Raw genomic sequence first — 16,548 nt, forward strand, 5'->3', positions numbered from 1 at the left:
TCCTAGAATGTAAGTGTTCTTTTTTTGTTTTCTAATTTCTGTAAAACCTGATAGGGATTGATGGCATATTCTTTTCCGTTTTTATCATTTAGATAAATGCCAAAATGAAGATGCACATCAAAATTTCCCGTGGTTCCTTCTATCTCACTATAGCCGGTATCTCCCATAAAGCCAATGACTTCCCCGGCACGAATCTGCTCTCCGATTTGGTATTCTTTCATATAATCGGACAAGTGTGCATAGTAATAATAGACACCGGTTTTACTGCGTATGCCAAGCCGCCATCCGCCCTGGGGCAGCCAGCCGATCTTTTCTAAGGTACCGTCACAGACACTGACTACCGGATACACGCCCCTGTGGTTGTAGGATGCCATGATGTCACATCCTTCATGTCCTCTTTTTCCACCGTAGGTACGCTCCATCATAAAGCTGTCTCCGTAAGCGACCGTCTTGCGTTCATCCCATTTTGACTCCGCTACCGGAAAATAGGATACTTCTTTTTTGATCGTATGGTAAGGGTCTTTGTATTCCGTAACAGTTCCCTTTTCTTTAGAAATCTGCAATATCTTCTGTACGCCTGCACTGTCAGCTGCAACAAGGCAGATAAACAGCAGGATCACTGCAAATTTTCGATACCACATAAATTATTTTGCTCTTTTCAAAAACTCTAAAATGAATTTCCATACACGTTCGGTAGATGAGATCGAAAGTCTCTCTTTTGGTGTATGAATGTCAAAGTTATCCGGTCCGAATGAAACACAGTCCAGATTTTCAATCTTTTCGGAGAGGATTCCACACTCTAAGCCGGCATGGATTGCCTCGATCTTTGGTTCTTTCTGATATAAATCCCGGTAAACATCTAAAACCAGTTCACGGACTTTAGAATCTTTTTTGTATTCCCATGCAGGATAATTACCGGTAAAGGTGACCGTACCGCCTAAGAATTCAGATAAATAGGAAAGACGATCCATCACTTCTTCTTTTCTGCTCTTGACGCTGCTTCTTACGGAAAATGATACGGAGAATTCTTCCTCTGTCATTTTCATAATTCCGGCATTGAGTGAAGTCTCAGGAAGTCCCGGAATCTCCATATTCATATGCTGAATGCCGTTTGGCATATTCCGCAGGAAGAAAAGGATTCTTGACTGGGAACGGTAACCAAGCACCTGTGTCTTTTTTGTACCGAGTTTTTCGGATTTTAATACGATATCAGGATCACTTGCCTGATATTCTTTTTGCAGCGTACGGTTTAGTGCGAAAACTGCATCTTCTAACTTCTTCTCATCCTCCGGAGTGACTAAGATATCACAGATGCACTCTCTTGGAATGGCATTGTCTTTAAGGCCACCGTTCAATGCACAGATGCCCATTTCTAATGTATCATCTAAATGTTTTAAAATTCTTCCGATCTCTACAATGGCATTGGCACGTTCCTTATCAATCTCACCACCGGAATGACCGCCCATTAATCCGGTCAGGGTCAGACGATATTGTAAGCCCTCTGCTTCATCAAAGACTAACGGAAAACTGCACTCTGCCGTCACTCCGCCCGCACAGCTTGTTAAAAATATTCCTTCTACATCAGAGTCAATATTTAATACCTGATGTCCTTTTAACATGGAAAGGTCAATTTTTTCTGCACCTAACATGCCGACTTCCTCATCTACGGTAAAGACGCACTCTAAACGTGGATGTGCAATTTCATCAGAATCTAAGATGGCTAAGGCATAAGCAATGGCAATGCCGTCATCGCCGCCTAAGGTTGTTCCTTTTGCCTTTACGAATTCACCGTCTATAAAAAGACGCAGTCCTTCGTTTTCAAAGTCGATCTCCGTGTCGTTTTCTTTTTCGCAGACCATATCTAAATGTCCCTGAAGGATGATTGGTTCTGCACTCTCATATCCTGCGGTAGCTTCTTTGATAATGACCACATTATTATATGCATCCTGATAAGCCTCTAATTCCCGTTCTTTTGCAAAGTTCATGCAATAGTCACTGATGGCTTTTGTATGATAGGAACCGTGTGGGATTCCTGCAAGTTCCTCAAAATAATAAAATACTTTTTGTGGCTGCACATTTTCTAATACTCTCATATTCTTACCTCCTGAATTCATATCTTTCTTAATTTTTAATATATTTAACTATGAAAAAATCATACCTTATACTCTTACTTATCTTCATATTGTGTTACATGTTAATAGACCCCGTGCATGGAATGGAAGGTGTAAAAAATGGTCTTTTACTCTGGTATGACCGCATTTTACCGGCATTACTGCCATTTTCCATTATTTCCTATATTCTGGTGGCATCGGATAATCTGTCTTTTTTCAGCAGAATCTTGCATCCTGTGATCAAAAAACTCATTCCTGTATCGCCGGACGGTGTCTATCCGCTGTTAGCGGGATTTTTATTTGGCTTCCCGTTAGGAAGTAAAATCATCGGTCAGTTATCCGAAAACGGACAACTAAGATCATCGGAAGCACAGATCCTGCTCTCTGTCTGTAACAACATCAGTCCGGTCTTTATTACCGGCTATATGGTACACCAGTGTATCGGATGTGATGCATATATGCTACCTGCGATCCTGTGCATTTATCTGCCGCCGCTTTTTTTTGCAGCTATCCGGCTGCGGTTTTTAAAAGGAACGGCTTCTGATAAAAAAAATGAGGCATCAAGATCTCAAATTACCTTTAAAATCATTGATGCCGGAATTATGAACGGTTTTGAAACCCTGCTCAAACTATGCGGTTACATTGTGATTTTTTCTATTCTATGCAAACCGCTTTCACTATTAAAAAACAGTATTCCCTTTGTCAGCCTGTTATTTGGCAGTATCTTAGAAGTTACAAACGGTATCTCCTGTATTGCCGGGTATGGCTTTTCTAAAGAAGCAATGTTCTTACTCTGTACCACCTGTACCTCTTTTGGAGGAATCTGTGGTATTGCCCAGACCAGTTCAATGATCTCAGACACGAACCTGTCTATGTCTGTTTATATCAGGGATAAACTGTTCTTTTCCGTTATGACGTTCGGATGTGCTCTCTGTTACCTTTATCTATTATAATGATAACAGCGTCTACTGTAACAGATCTGCACTTACATCGATTTCCGGCAACTCCTCTGTGGACTGTTCTGCCGGCTGCTCTTTTGCTCCCTGCTCTTTGCTGTGTTCAATCTGTTCAGGAACAAGCTCTGCACGGTTAGCTGTAACAATATCTAAAAAGCCCTGCAAAGCACCGATCAGGCTTTCACTTCTGGCTTTGGAAGTCTCGATCGCACCTGTCAGGCTTGCTTCTAAATTCTTGAGCATATCATCGGTATAGGCAATGGCACTCATACGGATATTATTTGCATCATTTGTGGCATTGTCTAAGATATCCTGTGCCTGCTTTGTTGCGATCATAACAACCTCATTTGCCTGCGCATATGCCTGCTGCATGATCTGATGCTCGCTGACTAATTCATCCGTCTTAATCTGTGCCTGAGCAATAATTGCCTCTGCCTTTGCTTTGGCATCCGCTAAAATCGCCTCCTGATTGCTGATAATCTTCTGATAACGCTTGATCTCTTCCGGAGTCTTCATACGAAGTTCTGTTAAAAGTTCGTCAATCTCATCACGATTCACAACGATCTTACTGCTGGAAAAATTATGAGGTTTACAATTGTCAATGTATTCTTCAATCTCATCAATGATCTGTTCAATCTTACTGCTCATGGTTTCACCCCTTATTTTTTGATATTATACTTCTCATAAATCCTATCCACAAACTGTTCCGGAACAAACTTAGAAATGTCGCCGCCATAGGAAGCAAACTCTTTCACGATCGTGGAACTCAGATAGGAATACTGTAGATTCGTTGTTAAGAATATCGTCTCAATATCGGTATTCTCGATATGATTTGTCTGGGCAATCTGCAATTCATATTCAAAATCCGTTACGGCACGCAGTCCGCGGACAATGATACTTGCATCGATTTCCCGCATATAATCAACTAAAAGTCCATCAAAAGAAGTAACCTCTACGTTCGGTAAATCTTTTGTTAACTCTTTTAACATACTAACACGTTCCTCAACCGAAAACAATGATTTTTTTGCACTATTGTTTAAAACGCCGACAATCAGCTTGTCCACAATTTTAGAAGAACGCAGGATTATGTCTACATGTCCGTTAGTAACCGGATCAAAGCTGCCCGGATATATTGCTCTTTTCATATCAGTCCTCTTTCTGACCTGCCCGTTTTAAAAACAGATGCATATTGGTCTTGTATTTTTTCAGTTTCTCTACGGTAAAACCAAGCTCATGTACATAGTCAAATGTTGTCCGGTCTGACATCTCTACAATGATCAGGCTGTCTTCATCGATCAGCTTTGACGTTGCAAGATAGATCAGCACTTCTTTTTCTAATTCCTTGCCATAAGGCGGGTCCATAAATACAATATCAAAATATTTGCGTCCCTCTAACTGACACAGTGCCGTCAGCACATCGGTCCTCATCAGTGTGGATTCCTCGGTAAACTTTGTAAAACGGATGTTTTCCTCGATACAGTCTGCCGCTTTTTTATTATTTTCCACAAATACGGCTTCATTCGCGCCACGACTTAATGCTTCAAGTCCGATGGCTCCGCTTCCTGCAAACAGATCTAAAAAAGAAGCTCTTGGAACATCCATCTGGATGATGTTAAACAAAGTCTCTTTGATACGGTCTGTGGTTGGTCTGGTGTCTTTTCCTTCAATCGTTTTCAGTGGAAGGCTTCTTGCCGTTCCTGCTATGATCCTCATAGTATCTTCTCCTCTGTCAGCATTTTTTCTAAGAGTGAAAATGCTGCTGCTACTGCCTGCTGTCGTATTTCGGTGCGGCTGCCGCATCCGAGCATATGGTGTGTCAAAACGCTGTCATTGTAACAGCAGCCAAGATATACGTCTCCTACCGGATGCTCCTTCGTACCGCCGTCCGGTCCTGCAACGCCTGTGGATGAAAGGGCAATCGTGGTATGAGCCGTTCTTGCGGCACCCGTAGCCATCTCGGCAGCGGTCTGGCTGCTGACTACCCCATGATCGGAAATGGTTTTGGGGGCAACCCCTAACAGTCGTTCCTTTGCATCATTGGAATAGGTAACATATCCCTCGTGAAAAATCTCAGATACGCCCGGAATATCCACGATCGCAGATGCGATCAGCCCACCGGTACAGGATTCCGCAGTTGTAATCGTTAATTTTTTGTCAATCAAAAATTCTACTATCTCTTCTATGGATTTATTCATCATTGCCGTTCTGATTTATTTTTTATTTTAGTTCCTGTTATTTCTGCTCTTTTAATACCTGCTTATTTTTTGCAATGTAGTCGATCAGGGAAACGACCGTTAAGATTAATGCAATATAGGTCAGTGCTGTTGCAAGCATCTGGAAGTAGCGGTTCTGGAAATCCAAGATCAGCGCGATGATCATAAGCATCTGGAAAGTGGTCTTAAATTTGCCCCAGTAACTTGCGGCAATGACGATACCGTTATCCGATGCCACTAAACGGAATCCGCTGATGATAAACTCTCTTGCAATAATAACAATAACGATCCATGCTGCTAACCGGTCGATCTCCACAAGACAGATCATGGCAGAGCATACTAAGAGTTTATCTGCTAACGGGTCCATAAATTTCCCGAAATTTGTCACAAGATTGTATTTTCTTGCAATTTTTCCATCTGCCATATCGGTCAGACTTGCCACGATAAAAATGGCGGTTGCAATGTATTTTCCATATTCCGGAAAATATGGTGCAAGTAAAAAGAATACAAAAAATGGAATTAATATTACTCGAAATATCGTCAGTTTATTTGGTAAATTCATGCAATCTCTCCTATCAAATCGTATTCATAAGCTCCGGTTACCCTTACCTTTACAAAATCACCACTCATCAGCGTTTCATCCGTATCGATAAAAATGTAACCGTCGATATCCGGTGCGTCCCGGTAAGTTCTTCCCACATAGGTGTTTTCACCGGAAACCTGACCTTCAATCATACAATAGAGTTCCCTGCCAATCATCCGCTCGTTGGCATCTATAATAACTTCTTCCTGAAGTTCCATGACTTCCTGCTGCCATTGCTTCTTCTGTTCTTCATCTACCTGATCGTCAAAAGCTGCTGCCGGAGTATCTTCCTCCGGAGAATAAGTAAATGCACCAAGGCGGTCAAATTCCATCTCATTGATAAAATACATCAGTGATTCATGTTCTTTTTCCGTCTCTCCCGGGAAGCCACAGATCAGTGTGGTACGGAGTGCGATATCCGGGATATCTGTTCGAAGCTTTGTGACAATACTGCGTAAATCCGCCTGTGAAGTTCTTCTTCCCATGCGTTTTAAGATCATATCATCGGCATGCTGGATCGGCAGATCTAAGTAGTGGCAGACTTTCTCGTTGCGTTTTATGGAAGCGATCAATTTATCGTCAATCTCTTCCGGATAACAGTAAAGGATCCTGATCCAGTAGATTCCTTCTATTTTATTCAGTTCATCTAAAAGTCTGTACAGAGATTTCTCTCCATACAGGTCGATACCGTAAAGAGTGGTCTCCTGTGCAACCAAGATCAGTTCCTTTACGCCCTGTGCCGCTAACTCTCTTGCAGATTCCACTAATTCTTCGATCGGGATACTGCGGTACTCGCCACGGATTTTTGGGATAATGCAGTAAGTACAATGCTTGTTGCAGCCTTCTGCGATTTTTAAATGGGCATAATGTCCTCCCGTGGTCAGGGAACGTTTTGCGGAAACGGCTGGAAGTCCCTCTAATGTCTTAAAATTCTCATAATGACTGCCGCCTAAAACATTTTTTACGGCTTCTGCAATGGCATCGTAAGAATTCGTTCCAAGGATGGCATCCACCTGCGGGATCTCTTTTTCGATTTCTTCCTGATAACGCTGTGCTAAACATCCTGTTACGATCAGCGCTTTGCAGTTCCCGGATTCGCGGTACTCTGCCATTTCTAAAATGGTATTAATGCTTTCTTCTTTGGCATCGTTGATAAAACAACAGGTGTTGATCACAATGATATCTGCCTCCTGCTCATCATCCGTAAAGGCATAGCCCTCATTGCCAAGGATACCAAGCATATACTCCGTATCTACGAGATTCTTATCACATCCGAGAGATACAAACAGAATTTTCATTATACTTCCTCTTCTTCCTCGTTGTCATCTCCGATAATCTTTACTTTTCCTTCGTATAACTCCTGCACTGCAGTAGAAAGCGGTTTCTTTCCGGCTGCTCCTTCTACTAACGGCTCATCTCCTGCGATGATCTGTCTTGCACGTTTCGAAGCGGCGATTACGATGGAATAACGGCTGTTAACAACCGGTTCCTCTCCAAACTCCACACCACTGTTCATTACTTTCATTAAGTCTACATAAGATGGATGTATCATAGTTATTCTCCTTTCAAAAATCCCTTTAATTCTTCACGCATCTGTGTAATCGCTTTTTCATTTCTTGCAATCGTAAGATGCTCGTTTCTTATCATCTGGTGTACTTCTTCGACACAGATGTCTAAATCATCATTGATGACTAAATAGTCATAATTTTCAATGCCCTCGGCTTCTTCGCATGCACGGCTTAAACGCTTGTTGATGATCTCCATATCCTCTGTGCCCCTGCCGATCAGCCGTTCTTTTAAGATTTCGGCGGATGGCGGTGTTACAAAAAGAAGCAAGGTCTGCGGGAACTGTTTTTTGACTTTTAAAGCGCCCTGTATCTCAATTTCTAAGATGACATCTTTGCCGTCAGCTAACTGCTTTTCCACATAGGCTTTTGGTGTGCCGTAATAGTTGTCAACATACTGTGCATATTCAAGCAGTTCGCCGTCTGTGATCATCTGCTCAAATTCTTTGGTTTCTTTAAAAAAATATTCTACGCCGTCTGTTTCGCCTTCTCTTGGCTGTCTTGTCGTTGCCGAAATGGAAAGTGCGTATTGCTCAGGATACTTTTTTAAAAGTTCTTTCATAATCGTTCCCTTTCCTGAGCCGGAAAAGCCGGAAACGACAACTAATATTCCTTTTTTTTCTAAATTCATCGTATTTTCCTCTTCAAATATCGGTTATGTAAAGCTATTCAATGTTCTGAATCTGTTCTCTGACCTTCTCAATGTTCGTCTTCAGTTCAATACCGGTATCTGAAATGGCAAGGTCGTTTGCTTTGGATAAGATCGTATTTGCCTCGCGGTTCATCTCCTGGGCAATAAAATCTAATTTTCTTCCAATGCTGCCGCCTTCTTCTAAGGCATCCTTGGTACCCTGGATATGGCTTTTTAAGCGTACGGTCTCTTCGTCTACACAGATCTTATCTGCATAGATCGTAACCTCTGCCGCAATCCTGCCGTCATCGATCTGCGTATCTTCTAACAGCTCTTTGACCTTAGCTTCGAGCCTGCTGCGGTAATCACTGAGGATCTGTGGGGAACGCTCCTCGATAAAATCTACGTTCTTTAACATTTCATCGAGTTTTTCCACTAAATCTTTCTTTAAATTCTCTCCCTCAGTGATCCTCGATGCAACAAACTGTTCGCATGCCTGTCTGAGTGCTTTTTCTAAAACGCTCCACAGTTCTTTTTCATCGACATCCTGTTCTTCCATCGTGAACACTTCCGGATATTTGGACAATTTGCCGACGGTAATATCGTTTTGCAGATCAAACTGTTCTGCCATGGCGTTCAGATGTGTTAAGTATTCTCGGGCAATCTCTTCGTTATACTTCAAAGCTACATTGTTCTCGTTGTAGTCTTCGTAAGTGATAAAGACATCGACCTTGCCCCTTTGCATGTATTCTTTTAGGAGATTACGGATGGTACTTTCAAAAAAGCCCAATTTCTTTGGCATCTTGATATTGACATCAAAGTACCGGTGGTTGACGGATTTGATCTCAACCGTAAACTTCCGGTTTTCCTCCATAACCTCTGCCCGGCCAAAACCGGTCATACTTTTGATCATAAAAGCCTCCTGTCTGATTTCTTCTGTGCATCTCTCTATCCGTCTTGCGATACCTGTATGCATAGATACTTTATTATATACAAAAATGAAGGGTTCGTCAAATATTCTTGACTTTTTTCCTGTCAACAATTAGGCTAGGAAGGAAGGAGGTATGACACCATGGCATTTGACGGTATTACCATCGCAAATATTGTATATGATTTAAACCGGACCATTTTAAACGGACGCATTGCAAAGATCGCACAGCCGGAAAAGGATGAGCTGATCTTAACGATCAAGGGAGGAAACGTCGGACAGGCACGTCTTCTGCTCTCCGCTTCCGCATCTCTTCCGTTAATATATCTGACAGACACAAATAAACCAAGTCCGATGAATGCACCGAATTTTTGTATGCTTTTACGCAAACATATTGCAAACGGACGGATCACGAAGATTTTCCAACCGGAAATGGAGCGTATTGTACGCTTTGAGATAGAGCATTTAGATGATTTAGGGGATTTATGTAAAAAATCTCTGATCATTGAGGTAATGGGAAAACACAGTAACATTATTTTCTGTGATGAAAATGACAAGATCATCGACAGTATCAAACATATTTCCGCGCAGGTCAGTTCTGTGCGTGAGGTGCTGCCGGGCAGGGAGTATTTCATTCCAAAGACCAGTGAAAAATTCAATCCGCTGACGGAAAACCGTGAACATTTTCTTTTTGAGATCATGGAAAAACCAACAACTATCCGAAAGGCAATCTATTCCTCTTATACGGGGATCAGTCCGTTAGCAGCCGGAGAAATCTGCTATCGCGCATCTTTAGATGCCGATGCATCGACTTCTGCCCTGTCGGAAGATGAAAAACTGCATCTGTCGAATAATTTCTTCTGGTATATGGAAGATGTAAAAGAAGGGAATTTTACACCGAATATTGTGATGCGCGGCAAAGAGCCGGTGGAATATTCGGCATTTTTGTTAAAACAGTACGCAGATTTAGAGACAATTTCCTACGATTCCATCTCACAGGTGCTTGAACAGTTCTATGCGGCAAAAAATGTTTACACTCACATGCGGCAAAAATCCGCAGATCTACGAAGGATCGTAACCACTGCCCTAGAGCGCAGCCGGAAAAAATATGATCTGCAGTTAAAGCAGTTAAAAGATACGGAAAAACGCAAAAAATATAAAGTCTACGGCGAACTGCTCAATACTTATGGCTATACCGCCCCGGAAGGAGCAAAAAGCCTAGAGGCATTGAATTATTATACCAATGAGATGATCACGATCCCATTAGACAGCGATCTGTCGGCTTTAGAGAATGCAAAAAAATATTTTGACCGCTATAACAAATTAAAACGTACCTATCAGGCACTCAGCAGCCTGATCGAAGAAACCAAAATGGAGATCATCCATTTAGATTCCATTGCAACGTCTTTAGATATTGCAACGAGTGAAAGCGACCTCTCCCAGATCAAGGAAGAATTGACGGAAAGCGGCTATATTAAAAAGCACAGCACGAAAAAACAGAAATCTGCTAAAAGTAAACCGTTCCACTATGTATCTTCCAATGGATATGATATCTATGTCGGAAAAAATAATTATCAGAATGATGAACTGACTTTTAAGATGGCAACCGGAAATGACTGGTGGTTCCACGCAAAGGAAATGCCGGGTTCCCATGTCATTGTAAAAACGAATGGCGACGAACTGCCGGATCAGACTTTTGAAGAAGCCGGACGGCTGGCTGCCTATTATTCTAAGGGAAAAGAAGCCGGAAAGGTAGAGATTGACTATCTGCAAAAGAAAAACGTTAAAAAGCCAAACGGTGCGGCACCGGGATTTGTGGTTTATTACACGAACTACTCAATGGTCAGTGAAGCTGATATTGCAGGAATCCAACAAATAGATTAGCGAACATGACGAAAGCCCGGATTCTCCATCCGGGCCTTTTCGCCTTTACTGATTCTTCATTTTCCTGTTGTGTCGGGTATGCTTATTTGTCAGCCATCTGGCGTTCCTGAGCCTCGATCATTTTTTTGACCATATATCCGCCTACGGAACCATTCTGCTTAGAAGTAAGGTTACCGTTGTAACCATCAGATAACGGTACTCCTAACTCGCTTGCTACCTCATACTTAAAACGGTTCATTGCGCTTTTTGCTTCCGGTACACTTGTGGTATTAGAACGTGCCATAATCATTTCCCCCTTTTACTTTTGTAAGCTGTAACTTGTTTGTTACAATGCTAGTATATGTGGTTTCGGGTTTTCTAGACTTACAAATGTATGGGAAAACTGTTAATTTTAGTTAGATTTTTTTATACTATTAGAGATTTAGTTGTTCGAACAATTGTTCGCCGTAGGTTTCCATGTGTTGTTTTAATGCCCGGTGTTCTTCTTTTGATAGTTCTGGGTCTTTGTCTAAGAGAGCGTTTACGTCTTCTGCGGCTTCCTGCAACAGCCCTGCATCTGCAAAGATATCTCCGACGGCAAATTCCATTTCACCACTTTGGCGTACACCAAAGAAATCTCCCTGACCACGCAGTTTTAAATCCTCTCTGGCTATGTAAAATCCATCATTGGAACGATTTAAAATGTCTAATCGTTTTTTGGATTCTTTGGATTCGGAGGTATTCATCATGATACAGTAGGACTGGAGATCGGAGCGTCCGACTCTTCCGCGGAGCTGATGCAGCTGGGCCAGTCCGAAACGTTGTGCATCCTCGATCAGCATGACCGTGGCATTCGGGACATTGACTCCGACTTCGATTACGGTAGTGGAAACTAACACATCAGTATCGTGATTTAAAAATTCTTCCATGATCCGGTTTTTCTCTGCCGGTTTCATTTTTCCGTGCAGGCAGGCAATCCGTACATCCGGAAGTTCTGCTTTTAATAATTTCGTATAGTCTGTGACATTTTCTGCTTCGGTATTCTCACTCTCTTCCACTAACGGACAGATGACATATGCCTGATGTCCGTCTTTTACCTGTTTTTCTATAAATTCATAGGCTTTTGGGCGAAATTCCGTACCGACTACACAATTCTTGATCGGGAGCCGTTTTGCCGGAACTTCGTCAATTACAGAAATATCCAAATCTCCATATAAGATAATGGCGAGTGTTCTTGGGATCGGTGTGGCACTCATCACTAAAATATGCGGTTTTTCTCCCTTTTTTCCAAGTGTTTCCCGCTGTCTGACACCAAAGCGGTGCTGTTCATCCGTGATGACAAGTGCAAGATTTTCATAGACGGCGCGTTCCTGGATCAAAGCATGTGTTCCGACGATCAGTGCGTTTGGATATAGTAACATCCTTTCGTAGGCATCCCTTTTCTGCTTTGCCGTCATGGAGCCGGTCAGCAGGATCACCGGAAAGTCTAAGTCATAGTCCAGGCACATCTGTGTAAAATTCTCATAGTGCTGTCTTGCAAGTACCTCTGTCGGTGCCATGATGGCAGACTGGTAGCCATTGGATGCCGCATCGATCATGGCTAAAAATGCAACGATGGTCTTACCGGAACCGACATCTCCCTGGATCAGCCGCTGCATCACATAATCTCCACGCATTTCGTTATGAATGCAGTCGATCGTCCGCTTTTGCGCACCGGTTAACGGATAAGGCAGTTTGGAAATGATCTGTTCTACGATTCCGTTTTCTTCAAAGGTAAACTGATTTTTTGCGGTAACACGCTGCTCTTTTGACATCTGCATCATCAGGATAAATTCAAAAAAATCCTGATATGCCAGACGGTTTCTCGCATTTTTCAAAGCATACGCACTGTCCGGAAAATGCATCTGCCTTACAGCCTGTCCATATTCACAAAAATCATGTATTTTTCTCAGTTTTTCCGGTAAAAAATCATCCAGCAGACAGATGGATTCTAATGCCTGTTTTTCCATCTTACGCACAAGATTGTTTGTCAGTCCTTTCGTCAATACATAGACCGGCTGAAGACTGTCGGAAAGCTCCTGATACTGTGTGATCGTATAGATCTTTGGCTGTTCCATGATCAGCTGGTTTTTACGTTTTTTCACAATTCCGTAAAATACATACTGCATGCCCGGTTTTAACGTGTTTTTTAAATAAGGCATTCGAAACCAGATCAGAGAAAGGATTTTTTCCCTGCCTTCGATCTGTGTGCTCGTGACTGCTATTCTTCCGTTACGACGGACTAAGGGTGTCTTTTTGATCCTGCCAAGGACTGCGATTACGGTTCCTTCGGATATTTCATCGACACTTTTTGGCTGCTCAAATTTATGATATTCGCGTGGAAAATGAAGGAGTATATCACGCACGGTGTATACTCCTAAGTTTTGAAACAATGTTTCTGTTTTTTCTCCGACGCCTTTTAATTCTCGAATCTGCGAATCTAAGTTCATCGTTTGTTTACTCCACGGAAATTACATAATAGTAAACCGGCTGTCCGCCATAATTTACTTCTACATCTAAATCAGGATAAAGTTCACCAAGTTCAGCGCCTACTTTTTCGGCTTCTTCTTCGGTAATCTCATCGCCATAGTAGAGGCTGATCAATGCTGAGTCCTCATCTACTAATTTAGAAAGCATTTCTTTTAAGGTCTCATCACGGTCTTTGCCGACAGAAATAATACCACTGTCGCCGATTCCCATATAGTCCCCACGCTTGATCTCTTTTTCGTTGATGATCGTATCACGCACGGCATAAGTAACCTGACCGCTCTTTACGTTCTCAATCTCTGCTTTCATGGCAGCTTCGTTTTCCTGCGGTGTATTCTCAGGAATATAGTTGATCAGTGCGGCAATTCCCTGCGGTACGGTCTTTGTCGGGATGACAATGACATGTTTCTCTTTTACTAAGGTTGCTGCCTGATTTGCTGCTAAAATGATATTCTTGTTATTCGGAAGGATGAAAATGGATTTTGCATGAACTTTTTCAATCGCCTCTAATATATCTTCGGTGCTTGGGTTCATGGTCTGACCACCTTCGATGATCTCATCGACACCGAGGCTTCTGAAAATCTCATTGATCCCTTCTCCGATGGACACAGAAATAAACGCCATGTCTTTTTCTTCGACAGGTCCTTCCTGTTCTGCCTGTTTTTTGGCTTCTTCCTCTTCTTCTTTTTGCTGCTGCGCAAGTTTTTCAGCATCTTTGATCAGTTTTTCCTGATGCTCCTCACGCATATTATCAATTTTCATTCTGCTCAGTGCACCATACGTCAACGCTCTCTGGATTGCAAGACCAGGGTCATTCGTATGTACATGAACCTTGGTAATCTCGTCATCTGCTACGACTACGATAGAATCTCCGATCGACTCTAAATAGGATTTGAAATCACGTTCCTGTTTGTCAGTCATCGGCTTGTTCAGCATAATGATAAATTCTGTACAATAACCAAATTTGATATCTGCTTCTGCCTGTGGTGTGATCTTTGTCACGGTTCCTGCGGATGCAGCACCTTCGATCGTATAATCAATTTCTTTGCCAAGAAGTGCATCATTTGCACCTTTTAACACTTCCACTAAGCCCTGTCCGCCGGAATCTACCACACCGGCCTGTTTTAAGACCGGAAGCATATCCGGAGTCTTTTGCAGCATGCGGTCCGCTTCTTTGATGACCTCACTGACAAAATATACCAGATCATCGGTCTCTTCTGCTAACTCTAATGCTCTGTGGGCTCCTGCTTTTGCAACCGTTAAAATGGTTCCTTCTTTTGGCTTCATAACTGCCTTGTATGCAGTATCGACTGCCTTTTGCAAAGCCTCACTTAAGATCATGACATCAATTTCATCGTATTCTGCGACACCTTTGGTAAATCCGCGCAAAAGCTGGGATAAGATAACACCGGAGTTACCGCGCGCACCACGCAGGGAACCGGAAGAGATGGCCTTACATAAGGATTTCATGTCAGGATTGTCTAATGCACTGACCTCTCTTGCGGCAGACATGATCGTCATGCTCATATTTGTACCGGTATCACCATCAGGGACCGGAAATACATTCAATTCATTGATCCATTCTTTTTTTGCTTCTAAATTCTTTGCACCAGCTAAAAACATCTTTGCTACTTGGGAAGCATCTATTGTACTGATTTCCAACTGTTTACCCTCCTTAATCAATCACACGGACGCCCTCAACAAAAATGTTGATCTTATCAATCTGCATTCCGGTAAACTCTTCTACTTTGTATTTTACGGTTTCCATCAGATTTTCAGAAATCGTAAGAATGCTTACACCGTAAGCCACTATCATATGAAAATCAATGGTAATCTTATTATCTTCATCCAGTGTGACATTAATACCATGATTTAAGTAATCCTTTTTCAACAGCTTTACAAGACCATCCTTCATATTGACAGCTGCCATTCCAACAATACCGAAACATTCAACTGCCACGGAGCCTGCATATGTTGCAATTACGTCCGTATCAATGACGATTCTTCCAAGCTGGGTATTCATCGTTCCCTTCATCTATTTACCTCCATATCATGTTTGCACACATATACTGCACATATATATTCTAGGTTATTATAACTGTTTTTATAGTAAAAGAAAACCTTTCTTTTTGTTTTTTATAATTTTTTTAATTTTTCCTTGCATTATACGACGCCATCTGCTAGAATATGATTGTTGTGGGTTCACTATATAATGTGAATCTAGTAATGTACGAGGAGGTGCAACGTCATGGCAAAATGTGCAGTATGTGGAAAAGCCGCTCACTTCGGTAACAATGTGAGCCATTCTCATAGAAAATCTAATAGAATGTGGAAATCAAACATCAAATCTGTTAAGTGTAAAGTAAACGGTACACCAAAGAGATTATATGTATGTACTTCTTGTTTGAGATCCGGAAAAGTTGAAAGAGCTTAGTTATTAGCTTGATAAAACTTTTATCTTTGATGAAGAAACGAATAAAAAGACTGTCCTATTTCATAGGGCGGTCTTTTTTGTGGTACTTCACCGGCAGCAAAACAGGTTGTAGCCGATGATCAGACACAGGAAAACAAGGATAAATCCGATGATCTCATTTCCGATCAGGAGTATCAAAATCATACCCAGAGAACAACAGAACAGCCCAAAACCACAAACACGTTTCATAAGCACACACCAACAGGGAGCATATATTATGATTAATATATGCTCCCTGCTTTTAAAATGTTACGCTTCTGTTCTGTTTTGTACTTATTCTTCTTATTCTTCAGACGGATTGACTGCATCGGTTAAGATGTCTTCCATCTCTTTTGCTGCTTTTTTCTCACCTTCGCTTGGCTCTTTATCTTTGGATGTAAATTTGTTTACAAAATCAGGAACCATATCTAAGACTTTTGTGATTCCGTCCTGATTTTTGACATTGACTAATTTCGTGGTACCATTCTGGATGACCAGTACAGCGCTTGGAGTGATCTTTCCTCCCATACCGCCACCGCCGTTGTTCTTCTTTTCATCGGAAAATGCTCCTGCTCCGACACCAAAAGACACGTCTACTAACGGAAGAATGATCGTATCACCGATGTGTACCGCATCTCCTACAACGGTCTTAGTTGTAATAAAGCTGTCCATTCCCTTAAATAATGATGCTACTGTTGAGCTGAAACTGTTGTCTGCCAT

20 protein-coding genes are annotated in these 16,548 nt (G+C 41.9%); 3 read left to right on the top strand and 17 right to left on the bottom strand.

Going from position 1 to position 16,548, the window contains the following annotated elements; all coding sequences use genetic code 11:
* Positions 1-2: 2 nt before the first annotated feature.
* On the bottom strand, positions 3-641 hold the full coding sequence (locus WMO43_RS07370; RefSeq protein ID WP_353530749.1) for a M23 family metallopeptidase: 639 nt from the start codon (positions 639-641) through the stop codon (positions 3-5).
* Positions 642-644: 3 nt separating this feature from the next.
* Entirely contained in the window at positions 645-2,093 is a 1,449-nt protein-coding gene (locus WMO43_RS07375) for an aminoacyl-histidine dipeptidase (protein ID WP_353530750.1), read from the bottom strand.
* A 98-nt stretch (positions 2,094-2,191) separates the two neighbouring features.
* On the opposite strand from WMO43_RS07375, the gene WMO43_RS07380 reads away from it, so the two are divergent.
* Positions 2,192-3,064 (top strand): nucleoside recognition domain-containing protein, encoded by an 873-nt coding sequence (locus WMO43_RS07380; protein ID WP_353530751.1) that lies wholly within the window; start codon positions 2,192-2,194, stop codon positions 3,062-3,064.
* Between the two features lie 12 nt (positions 3,065-3,076).
* Here the strand turns inward: WMO43_RS07380 and WMO43_RS07385 are convergent, their stop codons facing one another.
* From WMO43_RS07385 to WMO43_RS07425, 9 genes are read right to left on the bottom strand one after another with little or no spacing between them, the layout of a single operon-like run.
* A complete protein-coding gene (locus WMO43_RS07385) occupies positions 3,077-3,715 on the bottom strand; it encodes an ATPase (RefSeq protein WP_353530752.1) in 639 nt (212 codons plus the stop codon).
* A gap of 11 nt (positions 3,716-3,726) precedes the next feature.
* Positions 3,727-4,212 (bottom strand): pantetheine-phosphate adenylyltransferase, encoded by a 486-nt coding sequence (gene coaD / locus WMO43_RS07390; RefSeq protein WP_177963115.1) that lies wholly within the window; start codon positions 4,210-4,212, stop codon positions 3,727-3,729.
* A 1-nt stretch (position 4,213) separates the two neighbouring features.
* Entirely contained in the window at positions 4,214-4,780 is a 567-nt protein-coding gene (gene rsmD / locus WMO43_RS07395) for a 16S rRNA (guanine(966)-N(2))-methyltransferase RsmD (RefSeq protein WP_353530753.1), read from the bottom strand.
* Entirely contained in the window at positions 4,777-5,265 is a 489-nt protein-coding gene (locus WMO43_RS07400) for a CinA family protein (protein ID WP_353530754.1), read from the bottom strand. Before WMO43_RS07400 ends, rsmD begins: the two co-directional genes overlap by 4 nt.
* 34 nt (positions 5,266-5,299) lie before the next feature.
* The gene (gene pgsA, locus WMO43_RS07405; RefSeq protein WP_177963112.1) at positions 5,300-5,842 is read right to left on the bottom strand and encodes a CDP-diacylglycerol--glycerol-3-phosphate 3-phosphatidyltransferase; all 543 of its coding nucleotides are present in this window, start codon (positions 5,840-5,842) and stop codon (positions 5,300-5,302) included.
* Positions 5,839-7,161 (bottom strand): 30S ribosomal protein S12 methylthiotransferase RimO, encoded by a 1,323-nt coding sequence (rimO, locus tag WMO43_RS07410; protein WP_353530755.1) that lies wholly within the window; start codon positions 7,159-7,161, stop codon positions 5,839-5,841. The genes pgsA and rimO overlap by 4 nt, the downstream gene beginning before the upstream one ends.
* Positions 7,161-7,415: a DNA-directed RNA polymerase subunit omega gene (rpoZ, locus tag WMO43_RS07415; RefSeq protein ID WP_177963110.1), complete on the bottom strand. Its 255-nt coding sequence runs from the start codon at positions 7,413-7,415 to the stop codon at positions 7,161-7,163. The genes rimO and rpoZ overlap by 1 nt, the downstream gene beginning before the upstream one ends.
* Before the next feature lie 2 nt (positions 7,416-7,417).
* Complete coding sequence (gmk, locus tag WMO43_RS07420; RefSeq protein ID WP_353530756.1) at positions 7,418-8,059, bottom strand: guanylate kinase; 642 nt, start codon at positions 8,057-8,059, stop codon at positions 7,418-7,420.
* Positions 8,060-8,093: 34 nt separating this feature from the next.
* The gene (locus tag WMO43_RS07425) at positions 8,094-8,972 is read right to left on the bottom strand and encodes a YicC/YloC family endoribonuclease (protein WP_353530757.1); all 879 of its coding nucleotides are present in this window, start codon (positions 8,970-8,972) and stop codon (positions 8,094-8,096) included.
* Positions 8,973-9,131: 159 nt separating this feature from the next.
* Between WMO43_RS07425 and WMO43_RS07430 the strand changes: the two genes are divergently transcribed.
* Entirely contained in the window at positions 9,132-10,871 is a 1,740-nt protein-coding gene (locus tag WMO43_RS07430; RefSeq protein WP_353530758.1) for an Rqc2 family fibronectin-binding protein, read from the top strand.
* 82 nt (positions 10,872-10,953) lie between these two features.
* On the opposite strand, the gene WMO43_RS07435 is transcribed toward WMO43_RS07430, so the two are convergent.
* From WMO43_RS07435 to WMO43_RS07450, 4 genes are all read right to left on the bottom strand, one after another.
* Positions 10,954-11,154, bottom strand: a complete 201-nt coding sequence (locus tag WMO43_RS07435) for an alpha/beta-type small acid-soluble spore protein (RefSeq protein WP_177962545.1) — start codon at positions 11,152-11,154, stop codon at positions 10,954-10,956.
* A 130-nt stretch (positions 11,155-11,284) separates the two neighbouring features.
* Positions 11,285-13,339, bottom strand: a complete 2,055-nt coding sequence (gene recG, locus WMO43_RS07440) for an ATP-dependent DNA helicase RecG (protein WP_353530759.1) — start codon at positions 13,337-13,339, stop codon at positions 11,285-11,287.
* A gap of 7 nt (positions 13,340-13,346) precedes the next feature.
* The gene (locus WMO43_RS07445; protein ID WP_177962547.1) at positions 13,347-15,038 is read right to left on the bottom strand and encodes a DAK2 domain-containing protein; all 1,692 of its coding nucleotides are present in this window, start codon (positions 15,036-15,038) and stop codon (positions 13,347-13,349) included.
* A 13-nt stretch (positions 15,039-15,051) separates the two neighbouring features.
* A complete protein-coding gene (locus tag WMO43_RS07450; protein ID WP_177962548.1) occupies positions 15,052-15,411 on the bottom strand; it encodes an Asp23/Gls24 family envelope stress response protein in 360 nt (119 codons plus the stop codon).
* A gap of 213 nt (positions 15,412-15,624) precedes the next feature.
* On the opposite strand from WMO43_RS07450, the gene rpmB reads away from it, so the two are divergent.
* Positions 15,625-15,810 (top strand): 50S ribosomal protein L28, encoded by a 186-nt coding sequence (rpmB, locus tag WMO43_RS07455; RefSeq protein WP_177962549.1) that lies wholly within the window; start codon positions 15,625-15,627, stop codon positions 15,808-15,810.
* Positions 15,811-15,897: 87 nt separating this feature from the next.
* Here rpmB and WMO43_RS07460 read toward each other — a convergent pair whose 3' ends face one another.
* Both WMO43_RS07460 and WMO43_RS07465 read right to left on the bottom strand, forming a co-directional pair.
* Positions 15,898-16,038, bottom strand: coding sequence for a hypothetical protein (locus WMO43_RS07460; RefSeq protein ID WP_177962550.1), 141 nt, complete (start codon positions 16,036-16,038; stop codon positions 15,898-15,900).
* 93 nt (positions 16,039-16,131) lie between these two features.
* A complete protein-coding gene (locus WMO43_RS07465) occupies positions 16,132-16,548 on the bottom strand; it encodes a GerW family sporulation protein (protein WP_177962551.1) in 417 nt (138 codons plus the stop codon).

Source organism: Maccoyibacter intestinihominis (genome assembly GCF_040096355.1).
In the GTDB taxonomy this organism is placed as follows: Bacteria; Bacillota; Clostridia; order Lachnospirales; family Lachnospiraceae; genus Maccoyibacter; species Maccoyibacter intestinihominis.

Excerpts from the sequence above, each read along its gene's own strand:
- WMO43_RS07375 (WP_353530750.1), bottom strand. The coding sequence starts at position 2,093 with ATGAGAGTATTAGAAAATGTGCAGCCACAAAAAGTATTTTATTATTTT.
- rpoZ (WP_177963110.1), bottom strand. The coding sequence starts at position 7,415 with ATGATACATCCATCTTATGTAGACTTAATGAAAGTAATGAACAGTGGT.
- WMO43_RS07425 (WP_353530757.1), bottom strand. The coding sequence starts at position 8,972 with ATGATCAAAAGTATGACCGGTTTTGGCCGGGCAGAGGTTATGGAGGAA.
- pgsA (WP_177963112.1), bottom strand. The coding sequence starts at position 5,842 with ATGAATTTACCAAATAAACTGACGATATTTCGAGTAATATTAATTCCA.
- WMO43_RS07385 (WP_353530752.1), bottom strand. The coding sequence starts at position 3,715 with ATGAGCAGTAAGATTGAACAGATCATTGATGAGATTGAAGAATACATT.
- WMO43_RS07450 (WP_177962548.1), bottom strand. The coding sequence starts at position 15,411 with ATGAAGGGAACGATGAATACCCAGCTTGGAAGAATCGTCATTGATACG.
- coaD (WP_177963115.1), bottom strand. The coding sequence starts at position 4,212 with ATGAAAAGAGCAATATATCCGGGCAGCTTTGATCCGGTTACTAACGGA.
- WMO43_RS07380 (WP_353530751.1), top strand. The coding sequence starts at position 2,192 with ATGTTAATAGACCCCGTGCATGGAATGGAAGGTGTAAAAAATGGTCTT.
- WMO43_RS07460 (WP_177962550.1), bottom strand. The coding sequence starts at position 16,038 with ATGAAACGTGTTTGTGGTTTTGGGCTGTTCTGTTGTTCTCTGGGTATG.
- WMO43_RS07400 (WP_353530754.1), bottom strand. The coding sequence starts at position 5,265 with ATGATGAATAAATCCATAGAAGAGATAGTAGAATTTTTGATTGACAAA.
- rpmB (WP_177962549.1), top strand. The coding sequence starts at position 15,625 with ATGGCAAAATGTGCAGTATGTGGAAAAGCCGCTCACTTCGGTAACAAT.
- gmk (WP_353530756.1), bottom strand. The coding sequence starts at position 8,059 with ATGAATTTAGAAAAAAAAGGAATATTAGTTGTCGTTTCCGGCTTTTCC.
- WMO43_RS07435 (WP_177962545.1), bottom strand. The coding sequence starts at position 11,154 with ATGGCACGTTCTAATACCACAAGTGTACCGGAAGCAAAAAGCGCAATG.
- WMO43_RS07465 (WP_177962551.1), bottom strand. The coding sequence starts at position 16,548 with ATGGCAGACAACAGTTTCAGCTCAACAGTAGCATCATTATTTAAGGGA.
- WMO43_RS07430 (WP_353530758.1), top strand. The coding sequence starts at position 9,132 with ATGGCATTTGACGGTATTACCATCGCAAATATTGTATATGATTTAAAC.
- WMO43_RS07370 (WP_353530749.1), bottom strand. The coding sequence starts at position 641 with ATGTGGTATCGAAAATTTGCAGTGATCCTGCTGTTTATCTGCCTTGTT.
- recG (WP_353530759.1), bottom strand. The coding sequence starts at position 13,339 with ATGAACTTAGATTCGCAGATTCGAGAATTAAAAGGCGTCGGAGAAAAA.
- rimO (WP_353530755.1), bottom strand. The coding sequence starts at position 7,161 with ATGAAAATTCTGTTTGTATCTCTCGGATGTGATAAGAATCTCGTAGAT.
- rsmD (WP_353530753.1), bottom strand. The coding sequence starts at position 4,780 with ATGAGGATCATAGCAGGAACGGCAAGAAGCCTTCCACTGAAAACGATT.